General features: G+C 43.2%; 11 protein-coding genes. All 11 read left to right on the top strand.

Going from position 1 to position 14,810, the window contains the following annotated elements; translation table 11 throughout:
• Positions 1 to 48: 48 nt before the first annotated feature.
• Positions 49 to 633 carry an RNA polymerase sigma-70 factor gene (locus FXV77_RS16015; RefSeq protein ID WP_148920252.1) on the top strand — a complete coding sequence of 195 codons (585 nt, stop codon included), beginning with the start codon at positions 49 to 51 and terminating at the stop codon, positions 631 to 633.
• A gap of 71 nt (positions 634 to 704) precedes the next feature.
• Complete coding sequence (locus tag FXV77_RS16010; protein ID WP_148920251.1) at positions 705 to 1,844, top strand: FecR family protein; 1,140 nt, start codon at positions 705 to 707, stop codon at positions 1,842 to 1,844.
• A gap of 122 nt (positions 1,845 to 1,966) precedes the next feature.
• Entirely contained in the window at positions 1,967 to 5,536 is a 3,570-nt protein-coding gene (locus tag FXV77_RS16005) for a SusC/RagA family TonB-linked outer membrane protein (RefSeq protein ID WP_148920250.1), read from the top strand.
• Positions 5,537 to 5,569: 33 nt separating this feature from the next.
• Positions 5,570 to 7,324 (top strand): RagB/SusD family nutrient uptake outer membrane protein, encoded by a 1,755-nt coding sequence (locus FXV77_RS16000; protein WP_148920249.1) that lies wholly within the window; start codon positions 5,570 to 5,572, stop codon positions 7,322 to 7,324.
• Between the two features lie 4 nt (positions 7,325 to 7,328).
• On the top strand, positions 7,329 to 8,504 hold the full coding sequence (locus tag FXV77_RS15995; RefSeq protein WP_222867811.1) for an endonuclease/exonuclease/phosphatase family protein: 1,176 nt from the start codon (positions 7,329 to 7,331) through the stop codon (positions 8,502 to 8,504).
• Between the two features lie 6 nt (positions 8,505 to 8,510).
• A complete protein-coding gene (locus tag FXV77_RS15990) occupies positions 8,511 to 10,517 on the top strand; it encodes a DUF5689 domain-containing protein (RefSeq protein ID WP_148920247.1) in 2,007 nt (668 codons plus the stop codon).
• 154 nt (positions 10,518 to 10,671) lie between these two features.
• Positions 10,672 to 11,394, top strand: a complete 723-nt coding sequence (locus FXV77_RS15985) for a sensor histidine kinase (RefSeq protein WP_148920246.1) — start codon at positions 10,672 to 10,674, stop codon at positions 11,392 to 11,394.
• Positions 11,387 to 12,097, top strand: coding sequence for a LytR/AlgR family response regulator transcription factor (locus FXV77_RS15980; RefSeq protein ID WP_187444159.1), 711 nt, complete (start codon positions 11,387 to 11,389; stop codon positions 12,095 to 12,097). Before FXV77_RS15985 ends, FXV77_RS15980 begins: the two co-directional genes overlap by 8 nt.
• Positions 12,098 to 12,212: 115 nt before the next feature.
• Positions 12,213 to 14,009 (top strand): cation:proton antiporter, encoded by a 1,797-nt coding sequence (locus FXV77_RS15975; protein ID WP_246162492.1) that lies wholly within the window; start codon positions 12,213 to 12,215, stop codon positions 14,007 to 14,009.
• On the top strand, positions 14,006 to 14,485 hold the full coding sequence (locus FXV77_RS22475; protein WP_246162491.1) for a hypothetical protein: 480 nt from the start codon (positions 14,006 to 14,008) through the stop codon (positions 14,483 to 14,485). Before FXV77_RS15975 ends, FXV77_RS22475 begins: the two co-directional genes overlap by 4 nt.
• A gap of 29 nt (positions 14,486 to 14,514) precedes the next feature.
• Positions 14,515 to 14,733 (top strand): hypothetical protein, encoded by a 219-nt coding sequence (locus FXV77_RS15970; protein ID WP_148920244.1) that lies wholly within the window; start codon positions 14,515 to 14,517, stop codon positions 14,731 to 14,733.
• Positions 14,734 to 14,810 lie beyond the last annotated feature (77 nt).

Raw genomic sequence — 14,810 nt, 5'->3', positions numbered from 1 at the left:
ATATTTTTGGTCACAGATACGCCGACCATTTTTTAACAAATATGTTCCATGTACAGTTCCCTTGAAGATAAAGTTTTGTTGTCTTTTGTCCAAAAAGGTAGAACGGAAGCCTTCCGAGAGCTTTATGAGCGCTATTGGGAAAACCTATATGCACATGCCAGCGCCATGGCGTCCTGTGAGGACACTGCCAAAGATATCGTGCAGGAATTGTTTTTAGAGCTATGGGACAAAAAAGAAAATCTAGATATTCAGATTTCGCTGAAAGCCTATTTATATCGAATCGTCCGGAATAAAGTACTGAATACCTATGCGCAGCACAAGATACACGAAAAATATATGATCTCCCTTGCGCAGTATGGCGAAGTCGGAGAGAACCGAACGGACTATCTCCTTCGGGAAAACTTGGTGCAAGAAAGAATAGATGAGGAGATATCTGCGCTTCCGCTTAAGATGCGGCAAATCTTTGAAATGAGCCGGAACGGAAACAAAACCCACAAAGAGATTGCAGAAGAGCTTAATATTTCCGATAAAACGGTCAAAAAACAGGTTAACAATGCTCTTAAAATTCTAAAATCTAGATTGGCTTATGTCTTCTATTACCTTCTTTTAACGACCCTAATGTTCCTATTTTAACTATTTTCATTTTTTTCTACTCCCTAGCCGGGGAGAAGTTTGTCTTTAAGTCGTAAAGGATATAAATCCGTATGACCGAAAAAGAAATACAAGCATTAATCGAACGATATATTTCTGGTGAATGTTCGCCAGAAGAAAAAGAATTTTTGGAACATTGGTATACCGACGAGCTCCAAAAAAGGATAACGAAAGTGGAGCAAAATGAAGCCCAGATTGTAAAAGACGAAATATGGAACCGTATTGTTGACGAACGTCCGCAGCTAAGAAAGCGACAGTTAGCATGGCGCATATGGACTGGTGCCGCGGCAGCGGTATTGCTCATCGGTTTGTTTGTGACCTATCAGCACCAAAAACTGGACGAACCGAATATTTCAAAAGAAGAGATAGCTACTGTTTTGCCGGAAGTTTTGCCAGGTGGTAACAAGGCCATATTGACCATGGGAAACGGGAAGCAAATTGTTTTGACGGACGAGGCCGACGGTGTGATCGAACAAGGGGAGGGCTTTATCATCCGAAAACAAGAAGATGGCTTGGTCTCCTTTGAAATAACAGAACATAAAGACAACGCTACACAGGTCAATAATACAATCGAAACACCAAAAGGAGGGATTTACCAGGTCGTGCTGCCCGACGGTTCGAAAGCTTGGCTAAACAGTGCCTCGTCGATATCGTTTCCATCCAATTTCTCGGCTTCCGAGCGAAAGGTGTCCATAACAGGAGAGGTATATTTTGAAATCCAGCGCGATGTGGCCAGACCGTTTCGCGTCCAAGCGCCACAGCAACAGGTCGAGGTTTTAGGGACAAAATTCAATATCAATGCCTATAAAGACGAACCGTATGCCCGGACCTCACTTATCGAAGGTAGCGTAAAGGTGAAAGGTGCAACACGGGAACATGTGTTGAAACCAGGCTTTGAATTGAGCACCTCCAAAAATGGAAATGATAGGGTAGGAGAGGCAGATATCGAAGCGATCATGGCCTGGAAAGAGGGGGTGTTTCAATTTGACAGGGTGGAGCTGAAAGTGCTGATGCGGCAGATGGCGCGGTGGTATGACGTGGATGTCATTTATCAGGGAGCGCACGGTGAAGATGAGTTTGTTGGGAAAATAAAGCGGAACGAAGATATCCAAAAAGTGCTGAAGGTATTGCGATATGGAAATATCGATATAGCACTGGAAGGTAGAAAACTAATGGTTGGACAAAAAAAATAAATGTATGAGAGATAAATGAATACAAAAAGAAAAACGGTAGTGCTGCCACACTACCGCCCATGATCAAATAGTTAGATTGAAAAATCGAAAACATCAATTCACTACTTAATTATATCAAAAATATGAATTTAAACGATTTATGGAGAATACCTTTCCATAAAATTTATTCGCCACAGATTTTTAAAATTATGCGACTTACGGTATTATTTATGATACTCGGGACCTGCTTTTTAAGTGCCAAGAGTTATTCGCAACAGGTAAGCTATGAGGGGAGCAATGTTTTGCTGGAAGATGTTCTGAAAGAGTTTAGCCGGCAGACCGGATATTACCTTTTTTATAAACACAATGAAGTCCGGAGCGTTAAGGTAGCTCATATCAAGACCAATAGAACCAACCTCAAGCAGGCTATGCAATTATTGTTGAACGGCTTGCCGTTTGATTTTAATTTGGAGGAAAATACCATTATTGTGAGCCGGGCCGGACAAACGCAGTATGCACAAAACGCTTACGTTACACCGATTGAACAACGGCGGATTTCGGGCGTAGTGCGTGACGATAACGGTGAAGCTTTAGCTGGTGCAACCGTGGCGGTCAGGGGCACCGCAGTCGGCACGATGACGGGCACCGATGGAGAATTTGAAATCACAGCCGAAATAGGACAGACGCTCGTGGTATCCCTGATCGGATATCGGCCCCAAGAGCTAACGGTTGGAGATACGAAAGTACTGGCCATTGAACTTATGGAAGACATTGCTGATTTGGATGAGGTTGTCGTGGTAGGCTATGGTACGCAGAAGAAGGTGAACTTAACAGGCGCCGTGAGCCAAATTTCCGGCGATGACTTTCAGCAGCGCCCCGTGACGCAGCTTACGCAGGCATTGCAGGGAGCCATTCCAAACGTGAATGTAACGTTCGGATCGGGACGGCCGGGCACAAGCGGAAGTGTCAATGTAAGGGGAACAACTTCTATTAATGGCGGAGGGCCGCTGATTTTGATCGATGGTATTTTAGGGACATTAGACCGTGTCAACGTGAATGATGTGGAATCCGTTACCGTACTGAAGGATGCGTCTGCAGCCGCCATATACGGTGCGAGGGGAGCGTTTGGCGTTATTTTGGTCACAACAAAAAGTGCCAAAGAGGGTAAAACAAATATTTCTTATACCACGAATGTAGGATATACTACGCACGGCGTAAATACCGATTTTATCACCTCCGGATACTGGAATGCCAAAATCAATGACGCGGCCATGTATAATGCATTGGGCTACGGAACAACCCGTTACTCGGAGGAAGATTACGAGGAGCTTTGGGCACGGGTCAACGATAAGACGGAGCATCCAGACCGTCCGTGGGTAGTAGTAAAACAGAATGCTAGTGGACAAGACATGTACCGTTACTATGCGAATTTTGATTGGTTCAATTATTTTTATAATGATAACCGACCTAAGCAGGAGCATAACGTCACTATTTCTGGTGGAAACGACAAAACACGCTATTCATTGACCGGTGCTACTTCAAAAGAACAGGGAATTTTCAATGTCAGACCCGATCAGTATAGAAGGCATAACCTGCGCGCAAAAGTAGAGAGCGATGTAAAAAAATGGCTAACGGTAAGCAACAATACCCATTTCTTTAAATCCAAATACGACTGGCATGGATTGGGTACGAACTTCAATACCACAACAAATGCGGTGAGCAATGACCCGATTTACCAATATCACCCGGCTTATGTGCCACGAAATCCGGACGGTACACTGACCGGCTATTCGGGCGTCAACAGTTATCCTATTGGCTATGGTATGCACAACGCTTTGGAAAGTGGTACAATGAAGGGCTACAACAACGGAACGGAGATGACCAATACCACCGAAGCAAAATTCAAACTGATGGAAGGATTGACATTGACCGCGAATTACTCGTACAGGGAGTACCGCTCCGAATATTCCTATCGACATACACCACAATACTATTCTAAATTTCCAGGTGTTATGGAGCGCAGTAATCTGGGCGCACTTACACTCGATCGTCTCAATGAAACCATGAGTAAATACCATTGGAATATTATCAATGTTTTTGGGAATTACGAAAAAACATTTGGAGATCATTATGTTGGCGCTACTGTAGGGTTTAACCAAGAGGACCGGACATACAAACGTGTGGGCGGTATCGGCGATGACCTACTTTCGGAATCGTTGAATGACCTGGATTTAGTGGTAGGAAACAGGCAATTCAGCGGGGGTGCCGATGAATGGGCCGTACGCGGTGGCTTTTATCGGTTTAATTACAACTTCGCCGGAAAATATCTCTTCGAAGCCAGTGGCCGCTACGACGGAACATCGCGCTTCCCACAGCACAGCCGATTCGGTTTCTTTCCGTCTTTCTCTGCCGGATGGAGGCTTAGTGAAGAGCCCTTTTTCGACAATATACGGCCGCTAATCAATAATCTGAAGATCAGGGCGTCTTACGGTTCCCTTGGGAACCAGGAAGTAGGCACGTATGAATATATCGCATCGATGGGTACAGGTCAGATTGACTATCTGGTTGGTGGGCAACGGCTTAATGTGACGAATCCTCCGGCGCCTGTGGCCAATACGCTGACTTGGGAAAGCATTACCACGAGTAATCTGGGCTTGGATATCAATATGTTGCAAAACAGATTATCGGTAGAGGCGGACGTCTATATCCGCGATACACGTGATATGCTAAGTGTGGGCCAGCAGCTTCCGGGTGTATTTGGCGCCGGCGAGCCCCGTATAAATGCGGCAGATCTCCGCACAAAAGGGTTCGATCTGACCATTGGTTGGAATGATCAGTTTCAATTAGCAGGAAAACCTTTTTCTTATAACATCCGCGGTGTTTTGTCTGATTACACAGCGCACATCACGAAATTCGATAATCCCGACGGACATCTCGGCTCGCATTATGTAGGAAAACGCTGGGGCGAAATCTGGGGCTATACGTATGACGGATTCTTTAGCACAACAGAAGAAGCGCAGGCTTGGGCTTCTATCGTGAACCAAGATCAGATCAACGTACGCCGGGTGCAGGCGCCAACTGCAGAATTGCGCATGTTGCAGGCAGGAGATATCAAGATTATGGATGTCAATAATGACGGGATCATTAATGCCGGAGCCAATACATTAGACAACCCCGGCGATCGACGCATTATCGGAAACAGTCTGCCACGCTACTCCTACGGACTGACATTAGGAGGAAGCTGGAGTGGTATTGATATGACGGTCTTTCTGCAAGGTGTAGGACGCAGACATTGGTATCCAGATCCGAACAGCCAACCCTTCTGGTCGGTATATTCGCGTCCGTACGATTCGTTTATTCCGGTTGATTTCCCGAGCAAGGTCTGGTCGCCCGAGAATCCGAACGCTTATTTTCCATTTTTGCGTGGATACACGGCTCAGAATGGCGAACTATCGGTAGCGAATGATATGTATCTGCAAGACCTGGCCTATTTGAAATTACGCAATATAACCGTCGGCTATACCTTGCCTCAAACATGGATGGACCGAATCAAAGTAAATCGACTGCGGGTATATGTAGGGGGAGAAAATCTCCATACCTGGACGAAATTGAAAACGGATTATCTCGACCCGGAAGATGTAATGTCAGATCCCACCGGTCGAAACTACCCGATGGGGAGAGTTTATTCGTTTGGCGCGCAATTAACGTTTTAGTCAAGGTAAACAGTATTAAAAATTGAATAGAAGATGAAGAAGATATTTCATTATATAGCCGTAAGCATAATGGGGCTGATGCTATCCTGTAATGATAGTTATTTAGAGCGTTATCCTTTGGCAGAACTCGCACCCGAAAACTATTTTCGTAATGCGAAGGAACTGGAAAACTATACGAATACATTTTATGATCAATTGCCCGACGCATTGGCCATCCACTATAATAACCCACACCAGGCGGATGATGAGGCTCGCAACACGTTGCCCGATGAGTTTCGGGGAACGCGTATTACACCGGGGAGCGGCGGGGGTTGGTCCTGGAGTGCCTTACGACGCATCAACATTTACTTGGCGCATTCGCACCAGTCTGAAGATGAGGCGGCTCGTTTATTGTACGACGGGGTAGCCCGGTTTTTCAGAGCCTATTTTTATTTTGATAAAGTCGTTCGCTTTGGCGATGTGCCTTGGTATGACGAGGTATTGGGCGTAGATGATGAAGGACTTAAAAAGCCCAGGGACTCTCGAAAATTGGTGTTTGACAAAATGTTGGAAGATATCGACTTTGCGATTGAACATGGCAGAGAGCAGAAAAGTGCACAACTGATCACAAAGTGGACGGCCCTGGCGCTGAAATCACGGATGTGCTTATTTGAAGGAACATTTCGGAGATACCACGGCTTGGGCGATTGGGAAGAGATTTTGGAAGAATGTGTCGATGCATCCGAACAATTGATGCAAGCAGGTGTATATGGTATTTATACGAGCCAGCCTAATACCGCGTATCAAGAGCTATTTATCGCTGATAATGCGATTACGGATGAAATGATCTTGGCGCTTCAATACACGGAAGCCGTACCATTGATCCATTCCGCTAATTTTTATATTCTCTCCGCTTCCTTTGGCAGGCCCGGAATGACAAAATCTGTAGTAGATAGCTATTTGATGGCGGATGGGACGCGGTTCACGGATATTCCTGGATACGAAACGATGCCGTTTTACGAAGAAACCCAAAACCGGGATCCACGTATGGCACAGACCATCCGTATACCGGGATATAGAAGGATTGGGAGCAACCAAAGGTCTGTGCCGGATTTTGCGACCAGCGTAACAGGTTACCAATATGTGAAGTATATCTTGTCTCCTGCGTATGATCCCGGCCGGAACATTAACGATATGCCCGTATTCCGATATGCGGAGGTACTGTTGAACTATGCCGAAGCAAAAGCAGAGTTGGGTACTTTATCCCAAACGGATATCGACCGGAGCATTAAGTTGTTGCGTGATCGCGTGGATATGCCTAACCTTGATGTAAACGCGGCAAATGCCAATCCAGATCCATTCCTACTTTCCGAATACCCCAATGTAGCTGCTGGAGCAAGCCGCGGCGTAATCCTCGAAATTCGCCGTGAGCGCCGGATAGAACTTATTAAAGAAGGACATCGCTACCGTGATTTAATGCGATGGAAAGAAGGAGCACGGCTTGCCAAGCCATTTTACGGAATGTATTTCCCGGGTGTAGGAGAGTATGATCTGGATCAGGACGGCGTAATCGATTTGGTGATTTATGAAGGCAGTGCACCCGCACCTGTACCGGGTAGACAATACCAACGGCTGGGCGAGTTGGTGCTGGAAAACGGTCGAAATGGCGGAAGGATTGTTAATCTTCCAGATATCAGCAAGAAGTGGGACGAGAAAAAGGATTACCTATATCCTATCCCGTTGGACGAATTGATATTAAGCGACGAGAATCTGGAACAGAATGATGGTTGGGATAAAACCGGAGGATAAGGCGATGAAATTAAGAAACGAAAAAATGAAAGTAAGAAATATAACACAACTCACTTTTTGTATGTTCCTGATGTTAGTCGGATGCAAGAGTAGTGGAGAATTCGATCCCGGTCCTTTTGCTCGGGAGAATGGGGAAGACAAAACCTTGCTGACGTTTAATGTAACAGACGCATCGGGAGAGCCTATAGAAGGTGCTTATGTCGTATCGTATCGGCAGCTGGCACCCAAACATATCCGGACAGGAGAAGGCTACACGGATAATCAAGGAGAAATACAGATCGAAGATCAAAGTCATACCGCAAAAGGCTATGCCACGGTCACTGCACCTGGGTATAACTCGAAGCGGATAGACCTTATCATCGAACAGAAGCAGGAAAATAATATTTCCATCACCTTGCTGGCTCAAGATGTCTTGAAGGTGATGAGCTATAATATACAAGAAGGCTTCAAAAATAATGCACAACAGCGACAGAAATTCGCCGAATGGGTTCAGACCTATGATCCCGATATTATCCTGGTTCAGGAAATGATGCACTTTACCGATGCTTCTTTCGCCGCGTTTGCAAAGACGTATGGGCACGACCATGCCGTGCTGACGAAAACAGTGGGTATCCCTACCGGCATTACTTCGAAAGAACCGATCAATAATATTCGAAAAGTGGTACAAACCGGTGTGTTGCATCATGGCTATGTAACGGCCGAAACTGCTGGTATAAGGGTGTTTTCGATTCATTTGTGTCCTTATGAGCTGGATAACGAAAGGAATATTTACCAGATAGCACGCAAAGATGAAATAAAAATTATTATGGATGATGCAGCGCATTATACCAGTGTCCCGGTTATCATCGGCGGTGACTTAAACGACCATAATACATTTGACCGTGATAGCTACGGGCCGGGATATCGGTACGGAGAAAGAGACCATACCGTTACGAATACACTGAAAGAATACAATTTTCTTGATACCTATCCGCTGCTCCAAAATATATTTAAACCAACATGGCCAGTAGACAATGTGTCGTCCAACGGACCAAATGAAGGAGCGAGGTTAGACTATATTTTTGTGAGTGACAATGCCCGTAATACCGTTGTCTATTCAGATATTATACAGTCCACCTATACGGACTCGTTTTCCGACCATTATCCGACCTATATCGAAATAAAAAAATCAACAAATTAACCGGTGATGATGAATAGAAAATATTATCAGCAGATACGATCGAATATCTTTTTGGCCGTGTCGACCTTTTTTTTACTCCTGACGATCGGAAGCTGTAGCAAAGAGCTGGAAGCACCCGATACGTTAGAAATTAAGAACCTTAACCCGGTAGTCCGTGCTACGGATGGTTCGCTTTCCCTTGATATCAAGTCGAATACAACATGGAAAGTAGGGGGTGTAGATGCTGCTTGGCTGCATGTAGAAAATGAATCAGGAAACGGCGATGGCCAACTGCATTTGTCTTACGAGGAAAACAGTACCGTAGGCTCTAGAACCACCACGTTTTTTATTGTAACGACCAACGATGGAAAATATCACAAAATTGAACTTACGCAACTGGCTACCGATCCGGTATTGGAGTTGGAAGAGCAAGAACTGGAAGTAGGTTCAAGATCGCGAACGCACGAAATCAAATTGAATACCAATATTCCGGCAGGCGGAATCAGTATCGAAGTCTTGTATGAACAGGAGGCGGAGGAAAATTGGATAGCTAATATAAATGTGCAGGCAGACGTGCTAAGGTTCCAGACGGCGCTGAACACAGTAGAAGAGGAGCGGACGGCCACGATCATCTTATCTTACGAAAACACGAGCAATGAAGATGTGGAAGACGTATGGGATAAGATAACCGTTACCCAAATGGCAAGTGGTAACGACGGTCCGCCGGAAACAAAGGACTTTGGTTATGTGAAAGGATTGCCGCTGGGTGTTATCGATGAAAATATTTCTGTTACCGGGAATATTGTGTCAACAGGGACGTCGGACAATTTTAGAAAGAATACCTATATTATCCAGGATGAAAACAATACGGCAATAGCGTTTGAGGCTGTCGGAAGTCTTTCGCTTAATCAATATGATAAAGTGAATTTACTCCTAGACGGGGCTCAAATAGGAACATTTGAGGACGCCGGTGTCTCTTATAGAGTCATCAAAAATATAAGTTCAGCCAATATACTAACAAGCGCATCTGATCCCGGTTTTTCTCCTCCGAAACTATATATGCGAGATTTGACGGAAGATCATGTGTTGTCGCTCGTCACCCTGAAAGATGTGGAGTTTGCTATTCCACATGGCGGATATAGTAATTTTCACGAATTTTATGTGACACAGGCATATGGCGATCATGCGACGAAGCACTATCCGGCTCCTATAAGCGATATCCAAGGCGATAATATGTATCTTATTACCAACCGGGAAGTTGCCTACCGCCGAAACAGCGTACCGAAAGGTTCTGGGACAATTACCGGGTTGGTGGTTAAGATCCGGGGTAGTGCATATGGTGACTTAGGCGAGTATTCTATACGGCATCTTAGAGAACGGGATATTGCGGTCAACCCGAATCGGGCAAATGGATTTTCCGAGATATTGGTAGAATGGGAACTGGAACCAACAACAGGGTTTCCGGATGGAACTCCTAACCTGCCACCTACGACCGGACCCGCAGGTGCAACCCTTCAAAAGGATGAGGGTACAGGATTTTATGCGGCTAACGCACCGAATGGGGTATACCTTATTGATAAATATAGAGGAGACAAGCCGGACGCGAATACGATTATCTCAAAATCTTCGTATAATGTGAATACTTGGGGTACAGGTCGATATTGGATCATGGACAAGGTCTCTACGCAGGGTATCACATCTTCTCTTTCGTTGCAGTTTGAAGCGGTTAGCGTCAGCAGTACAGGTACCGGTGGAGGGCCTCGGGATTTTGCGGTTGAATATTCGCTTGATGGCGAAAACTGGAACCGAATAGCAAACTATCAAATTACGGGACAGATCGCCGCGAATCAAACACAGAATGTTACCGCCGGTCTCAAAATGTTTAGCTATAAATTGCCGGACGAGCTACTCAACAAACCGAATATTAAAATCCGGTTGCTAAATATTAACAATACCTCCGTGAACGGCGGTAGTATCGCCATTCCAGGATCAACAAGCCGATTGGGACATTTTTCCATAAGATACAATAAGTAATTTCGTTACTTATACTCGGCAAACAAAACAGGTGCTTTCGTTTATCGAAAGCACCTGTTTTGTTTTACCGGTATTTATATTCATTTGTAATGGGAAAACACTAACCCAATTTAATTATCTTTACCGAAGACAAAAGCCCAAATGGAGAACAAAAATGGGAGATCGTTTTTATTGGATAATAATAATCGTGCTATGTGTAGGAGCAGGATGTCTCTTATGGTTGATGTACCGAAAAATACAACAGTTGACAAAGAAGAATAGAGAGCTTTCGGAACAAAAAGAAAATGATTTAAAGGCCAGCCTTTATCTTGATCTGGCTCCTTATAAATTAGACCCACATTTATTGAAAAATGCGCTAAATGCGATTCAATCTCATGCTTATCATAGCTATCATGCCCTGGATAAATTGTCCAATGTCTTAGATTATATCCTCTATGAGTCGGATGATAAGTTCGTCAAACTAAAGGATGAGGTAAGTTTTGCTCAAAACTTGATAGAAATCAACCGATTAAAGGTTAGTCCATTGTTTGATCTCCATATGCGAATAAAAATTGCTCCTGAGGCGGGTAACTTAATAATTGCGCCATTCATTACCATAAATCCTATTGAGAATGCCTTTAAACATGCAGATGTACAAAGTGAAAATAGTTTTATTTCGATTGTGTTCGAGACGGTAGAAAATACCTTCTTTTTGTCGGTTTCCTACAAAATACAACCTAATACGATGTATAAAAATGCAGGACATGGTGGTATAGGCGATAAGACATTTAAGAAACGATTAGATAAATTGTATGGTGGCAACTATAAATTGATGACGGAACAAAAAGACGATGTGTATCATGTCAAATTGGAAATAAAACTACATGCGAATGATTAAATGCGTTTTGCTAGATGATGAGCTTCCGATGTTAGGTTATTTGCAGGCATTATGTAGAGAGCTCGAGAATGTTGAGGTGGTCAAATCGTACAATAACCCCCTAAAGTTTTTGGACGATTTAGATCAATTAGATTTCAACACCTGTGTGTTGGATATTAATATGCCGGGTATCAACGGACTGGAATTAGCAAAGAGACTAGAAGGGAAAGCTATTATATTCTCTACCGCTTATAAAGAATATGCGGCGGAGGCTTTTGATTTAGACGCTGTAGATTATCTCCGGAAGCCATACCGGCTAGAACGTTTGGAGAAAGCTTTTAGCAAAGCGCAGGTATGGTTATCCAATAAAGGCCATGCTAGCCATATTTACGTGGAGCTTAACACCAACCTCGGTAAATCCCGGATGAACACGAATGATATCGCCTATATAGCCGTAGCGGAAAATGATAGACGCGATAAAGAAATATGGTTTAAAGATGGACAAACGTTATTAGCAAAGAACATTACCTTTGATGATATTCTAGAAAGATTTCCGAGAGGGCGGTTTTGTAAAATCAATAGAAAGACCGTGATAGCATTACACGCCGTAAGCCATTATACCACCCAATGGGTATCCTGTGAGTTGGCATCCCATAGGAAACCAATACAATTTAAACTCTCCGAACAATACAGGGAACAGTTTGTAGCGCTCCTGCCAGGTTAGTACAAAAAAAAGACGTTTCAGTACAAAAATAGAGACACTTCCTATAGCCTTTCCCACAAAACGAATATACTTGTGTTGTCTAGTAGAACGAAGATAAAAGACAAAGAGCATAAGTATGAAGGTTAGAAGTATATTATATTATCTTTTTATCATTATTGGAGGCGTTGCACTCGGTTATTGGATTGTACTTCATGGCAAAAGCCTGGAGAGTATAGGATCCATGACCGAGAATAATTCAGGAGGATCTGCCTGGCAACATTTCGTGGCGACAATCGGCAGTAATTTAGCTTATCCCTTAGCGATGCTCTTGCTCCAGATTATTGCCATTATTTTAGTCGCACGTTTCTTTGGTATTCTGTTCCGGAAAATAGGGCAACCATCGGTCATTGGTGAAATTGTTGCAGGTATTGTCCTCGGACCGTCCCTCTTGGGGAATTATTTCCCCGAAATGTCTTCTTTTCTTTTCCCTGTAGAGTCTCTTGGCAATTTAGGAGTGGTTAGCCAACTGGGTTTGGTGTTGTTCATGTTTGTGGTAGGGATGGAGCTAGACCTTAAAATCCTTAAGAACCAGGCACACGATGCTATCGTTATCAGCCACGCCAGTATTATTTTTCCATTCCTTTTAGGGATGGTATTAGCCTATTTTATCTTTCAACAAACGGCTCCGCCGGACATCTCGTTTCTTTCCTATGCTTTATTCATCGGTATTTCTATGAGTATCACAGCATTTCCAGTACTTGCCCGAATCGTGCAAGAGCGAGGAATGACCAAGACCAGGCTAGGCTCTATAGCCATTACCTGTGCGGCGGCGGATGATATTACGGCATGGTGTTTATTGGCCGCAGTGATTGCCGTGGTAAAGGCGGGGTCGTTAGCAAGTGCGGGCTACACTATTCTGTTTGCTGCAGCATATGTCGTGCTTATGTTACGTGTTGTACGCCCTTTCTTACAACGCATAGGCGATTTGTATTCCAGTAAAGAGAGAATGAGTAAACCCGTAGTGGGAATTTTCTTTCTGACACTGCTTATTTCGGCATGGACAACAGAGATTATTGGCATACACGCCCTATTTGGAGCTTTCATGGCGGGGGTTATTATGCCAGCAAATGTTAGCTTCCGAAATATCTTTATAGAAAAAGTGGAAGACGTATCTCAGGTACTGTTGCTTCCGTTGTTTTTCGTGTTCACTGGTTTAAGAACGCAGATTGGATTATTGAACGAACCTGGGCTTTGGCAGATCTGTGTTCTGGTAATCGTGATTGCAGTTGTCGGTAAATTTGTGGGGAGTGCGCTGTCCGCCAAGTTTGTTGGTCAGAATTGGCATAGTAGTCTCACAATAGGCGCATTGATGAACACACGAGGGTTGATGGAGTTGGTAGCATTGAATATTGGCTATGATCTTGGTGTGTTGACAGCTGAGATGTTTGCAATATTGGTATTGATGGCTTTGGTCACGACCTTTATGACAGGACCAGCTTTGGATTTTATTAATCGTTATTTTAAGCCGGAAAAGGATGTGGATGATAAAGGTATCTCCAAGAAAAATAAATATAATATACTAATTTCTTTTGCTAATCCCAATACGGGTAAGGTTTTGTTGAGACTTGCACATATCTTAACGAAAAAGTCAACTGATAATTCAACTATATCAGCTCTACACCTATCTCCGGGCAATGAATTGAACCAATTTAATTCCGAAGAATATGAAAGGGAAAATTTTACGGATCTCGATCAGGAAAGTAATCTATTGAATCAGCCATATCGTCCTATATTCAGAGGAACGGATGATATTGAAGAAGACATCGCACAAATGGCAAACACAGATGATTATGACCTTCTACTGACGGGAATTGGACAATCTGTATCGAAGGTACGTTATTGGGAAAAATTCTGGGTTTTACGAGTAAAATGATCAACCCCGAAAGATTATATGGAACGTTGACTGGAAAGGAAAACATTTTCGTAAGTGACTTTTTTGATGATCGTACAAAGAATCTCCTAAAAACGGTGAATATACCTTATGGCATTTTAATAGATAAAGGATTACCCACAGCTATCAATCGTATATTGGTACCTGTTGATTCTTTGAGTGATAGCGTCTTGTTGGTGTATATTCACAAGTTTATCCAGAACAGTGGTGTCCATATTACCATTTGGGATCTAAACGACACGATTAAATCTTCGTTAGAGCTTAAAGAGGCTGTACGATCTATAGATCATGCGGCCCCAAACCATATCGAAGTCCGGTATGATGAGACGTTAGGTAGTACGACGGAACTGCAATCTTTTGAATTGATGCTCAGCAGTCTGGCGACGTGGAAATACTTATTGCAAAAAAATGAGGAATGGTTAAAAGATATACCGAGCGCTTTAATATTAAAAGCGTAATTTTTGATAACCCATAAAATGATAATGCCATGGAAAATTTTAAATTCGAAGCGTTAGTGACAGAAGATTCTCAATTGAGAAAATTAGAAGATTGCATAAAGAAGATTCCGAATATTAGTGATTGGCAGATTACAAAACATCTCAATGGGATTCTGTTGTCTGTAAAAGCTGCCAATATCAGGGCTTTTGATATTGTACTAACATTACAGGAAGAAGGTTTTTCATTAGAACGACTTTATGAAGAATAAATGAGTAGAGGTATTTTTATATCAAAAAAAAATATAATTTTCATACAATATATTATACATATATACGTTTTATATAT

The organism is Sphingobacterium phlebotomi, from assembly GCF_008180195.1.
In the GTDB taxonomy this organism is placed as follows: Bacteria; Bacteroidota; Bacteroidia; order Sphingobacteriales; family Sphingobacteriaceae; genus Sphingobacterium; species Sphingobacterium phlebotomi.
Note: the sequence above shows the minus strand (reverse complement) of the source record. Positions and strands in the feature narration are given on the sequence as shown.

What these genes read in the sequence shown, in the direction of transcription:
- FXV77_RS15990 (WP_148920247.1), top strand. Translation starts at nt 8,511, where the DNA reads ATGATGAATAGAAAATATTATCAGCAGATACGATCGAATATCTTTTTG.
- FXV77_RS15985 (WP_148920246.1), top strand. Translation starts at nt 10,672, where the DNA reads ATGGGAGATCGTTTTTATTGGATAATAATAATCGTGCTATGTGTAGGA.
- FXV77_RS15970 (WP_148920244.1), top strand. Translation starts at nt 14,515, where the DNA reads ATGGAAAATTTTAAATTCGAAGCGTTAGTGACAGAAGATTCTCAATTG.
- FXV77_RS16000 (WP_148920249.1), top strand. Translation starts at nt 5,570, where the DNA reads ATGAAGAAGATATTTCATTATATAGCCGTAAGCATAATGGGGCTGATG.
- FXV77_RS16015 (WP_148920252.1), top strand. Translation starts at nt 49, where the DNA reads ATGTACAGTTCCCTTGAAGATAAAGTTTTGTTGTCTTTTGTCCAAAAA.
- FXV77_RS16010 (WP_148920251.1), top strand. Translation starts at nt 705, where the DNA reads ATGACCGAAAAAGAAATACAAGCATTAATCGAACGATATATTTCTGGT.
- FXV77_RS15975 (WP_246162492.1), top strand. Translation starts at nt 12,213, where the DNA reads ATGAAGGTTAGAAGTATATTATATTATCTTTTTATCATTATTGGAGGC.
- FXV77_RS15995 (WP_222867811.1), top strand. Translation starts at nt 7,329, where the DNA reads ATGAAATTAAGAAACGAAAAAATGAAAGTAAGAAATATAACACAACTC.
- FXV77_RS15980 (WP_187444159.1), top strand. Translation starts at nt 11,387, where the DNA reads ATGATTAAATGCGTTTTGCTAGATGATGAGCTTCCGATGTTAGGTTAT.
- FXV77_RS22475 (WP_246162491.1), top strand. Translation starts at nt 14,006, where the DNA reads ATGATCAACCCCGAAAGATTATATGGAACGTTGACTGGAAAGGAAAAC.
- FXV77_RS16005 (WP_148920250.1), top strand. Translation starts at nt 1,967, where the DNA reads ATGAATTTAAACGATTTATGGAGAATACCTTTCCATAAAATTTATTCG.